We start from the raw sequence: 3103 nt of genomic DNA on the forward strand, positions 1-3103 counted from the left end.
ACCCGGGACGCGGTGGCGTCGGGGGCGTTGGAGAGCTTGATCAGCGGGGTGTTCGGCGCGGCTAAGGGTGGTGGGCGTCGGCTGGGTCGCCATGCCGGGGTGGATCCGAAGACCGTGTCCTCGCGGGGACCGGGTGGCCGGGCGGCCGTGGGCGGGGCGGGCCTGGCCGGTGGCGCGGCGGAGGACGTGACCACGGAGGTGGTCGTCGGTTTGATCATGAACGGTCAGATCGACCACGGCATCCTCGGACCCACCGCGGTCTCCTCGGCGCTGAACAGGCTGACGTTCCACGGCGTCGGCACCGCCCGCGACACGGTGACCGGCGACGGGAGAACGACCGGCGGACCGAGAACGTCGGCGACCGACAACCCGGACACTATCGCGAACACCGACCCGGTCCCGGCCTATGAACCCCCGCCCCCGGCGTATTCGACGGCACCGCCCCCGGCGTACTCACCGCCGCCGTCGGCGTATTCGACGTCACCGCCCCCGGTCGGGCCGTCGTCCGGGCGGCACGCCGAAACCGACCCCACTCGCGACACGGGAGCGGGAGCAGGCACCGGCACGGGCACGGCTGCCGGCGCGGGCGTGGGTACGGGCACGGGCGTGGGTGCGGCTGGCACGAGTACCGATGGTGCGACTGTGCCTGGCACGGGGGCCGCGGGCGGACCGGCCTTCGCGACCGGCGGGAGTGTCCCACCGGCTCCTGGCTGGCCGTCGACGCTCGGCGTCTCCTCGACCGCGCCCACCACCAGCACCACGTCCGGGCCCGAACCGCTCACGAACCCCGCGCTCTCACCACCCCACCTACCCAACGACACGCCCGCAGCCCCGCACCCTCCGCACTCGGCATCCCACCCCTCGACAGGTGAAGCGGTCGACACGTTCACCGCTTCCCCACCCGACAGCGACACCCCCACGACCAGCGACACTTCCCCACCCGCACCGTTGGCTGTTCCTGGCGCCTGGTCCGCCCCGCCTGCCACCACCACGACATCCGCCACCATCACCGACGGACCCACCACCACCACGTCACCGGCCCTCGCCACCAGGCCGGACCCGACAGACCCCACCACGCTCGCGGCCGACCCCCCACGACAAGCCCCCCGCACCGCGCCCGGCGAACAGACACCCGTCGCCTACGACCTCACCACCGTGCGACACATCGTGGACCGCGTCGCCGACCGACCACGCCCAAGCCCAACAGATCACCTGATCGACGACAGTCGACGAGCCCAACTGTGCGTCGAGATGCTCACCGAGATCCAACAGGAGCTCTACCCACACCGCGCACCCATCGCCCGCGCCCGACACACCACCGACGACAGCTGGCTCAACACCGGACACGTCACCGACCAGATCGGTCACGGCCTGCGATGGCAACCCGTTCGCTCCTGGAACGACCTCGAACACCACCTCACCACCGCCGGACCCGGAAGCACCGCCCTCGTCCTGCAACAACGACCCCACGACATCGGCCACGCACTCGTCCTGCACCACAGCACCGACACCCAGCACCCACTGCAATGGCTCGAACCCCAAAACCCACCCGGTGACCGACTCATCGACCACCCCGACCGAGCCACCGTCCACGCACGCCTAGGCACCCCCCTACACGCCCAAGCCATCATCCTCGACCCCACCGGCACCGCAATCAGCATCGCCACCCACGAGCCACACCCCAACGAACACACCACCAACAGCCAACGAGCCGCCCCGACGCAAGCACGACGGACCACCCAATCCGAATCCACCGCCCAGGCACTGATCGACCTACCACTGGACCACCGCTACGGCGCACCCCACCAACACGCCGACAACGACCCAGCTCTCACAACAACGTCGGACGAGCTGAAGATCAGCCTGATCTTCCGCCACCCTCACAAGTCGACACTGATCAACACACAGACGAATGAGCGAGTGGAAATCACATCTCCGTACGCTTTGGTCATGCGTGAATTGATCAGGACATACAACAAGGGTCCGAGGGCGGCGGCCACCTGTTCGAGCGGAAGCTTCTACAAGGCACACCGCGCTCTCAAACCACCCCTATGGGAGCCAATGCCAGGGTGGCACACGGGCATCATCTCGCAGCTCCGGACGAAGCTTGGAACAATCAATTCTGATGTGGAGATTCTGCCCCCTACCTCGACCCGGCCAGGGTATCGGTTGGCGGGAAGCGAGACACCCCCGGATGATTCTCTGAGCTTCTCGGGGGTGAGATTGGACATCTACGTCGACGAGTGCCGACTCACCACCACTCGCGACAGGCAGAAGGCAACCAGATCCATTTCTCTGATGTCGGGGCACATCCTGCGTGAGTTGATAAGAGCCAACGTCAAGCACCCGGGAAAGGCCGTCTCGGCCGCCAACATCATGGCAGTCTGCAACGCCATTGACCCCACCTACGAAGATTCTCGCCTTATGTCCGACGTATCCGAATTGCGGCGAGCCCTATCTGACATCGACGCAGATATACAGATACCGAGGGCGGGTTTCAATCTCGCGGAAGGTCGAACGTATCGGTTAGCGTTCAAGCCAGGCGAATCAGCCGATGGCGTTGTCGATGCCGCCCCCGAAACGTCCGCGGCACCTCACACACAAACACACGAAAACACACCCTCACCGCAGTTCCAGCCAACGTCCCCCGAGATGGCAGAAGACGCCCGCCACCCCCAGCCCACCAGCACCGCCCACCCAGCCCCCACCGACAGCGCCCACCCCTTCCAGGCGGAGACGGCAGAAGCACCCCCCGTCGATGTGCCCATGCCCGACGTCGCCCTGGGTGAGCACCGCTACGACATCGACGTCACCAGCGCGCCGGGGGACGCGCACGTTGACCGACCCGGCAACACGTACCACAACGATCTGCCGGCATTCGACGCTTCACCGTCACCCCCCGTCTCCGCTGAGATAGCAGAAGACACCAACCGGCCGTTCTTCGACTGGCTCGAGTTCCAAAAGACGCATGGCCCACTCCCGATCTATCCCACCCAAACCGAACCCACCAGCACCGCCCACCCAGCCCTCACCGACAGCGCCTACCCCTTCCAGGCGGAGACGGACGACGCATCCCCTGTCGATGTGCCCATGCCCGACGTCG

At 66.8% G+C, this 3103-nt stretch carries 2 protein-coding genes and 1 pseudogene; 1 reads left to right on the plus strand and 2 read right to left on the minus strand.

The window, feature by feature from the left end:
* Both ACIBTV_RS13240 and ACIBTV_RS13245 read right to left on the minus strand, forming a co-directional pair.
* A pseudogene (locus ACIBTV_RS13240) lies at positions 1-218 on the minus strand (hypothetical protein); the annotation flags it as partial.
* Between the two features lie 6 nt (positions 219-224).
* Positions 225-389: a hypothetical protein gene (locus ACIBTV_RS13245; protein ID WP_396704448.1), complete on the minus strand. Its 165-nt coding sequence runs from the start codon at positions 387-389 to the stop codon at positions 225-227.
* A gap of 862 nt (positions 390-1251) precedes the next feature.
* Here ACIBTV_RS13245 and ACIBTV_RS13250 point away from each other — a divergent pair.
* The coding region (locus ACIBTV_RS13250; RefSeq protein ID WP_396704450.1) for a toxin glutamine deamidase domain-containing protein at positions 1252-3103 on the plus strand (1852 nt) is incomplete at its 3' end.

The organism is Micromonospora sp. NPDC049366 (assembly GCF_044466625.1).
In the GTDB taxonomy this organism is placed as follows: domain Bacteria; phylum Actinomycetota; class Actinomycetes; order Mycobacteriales; family Micromonosporaceae; genus Micromonospora.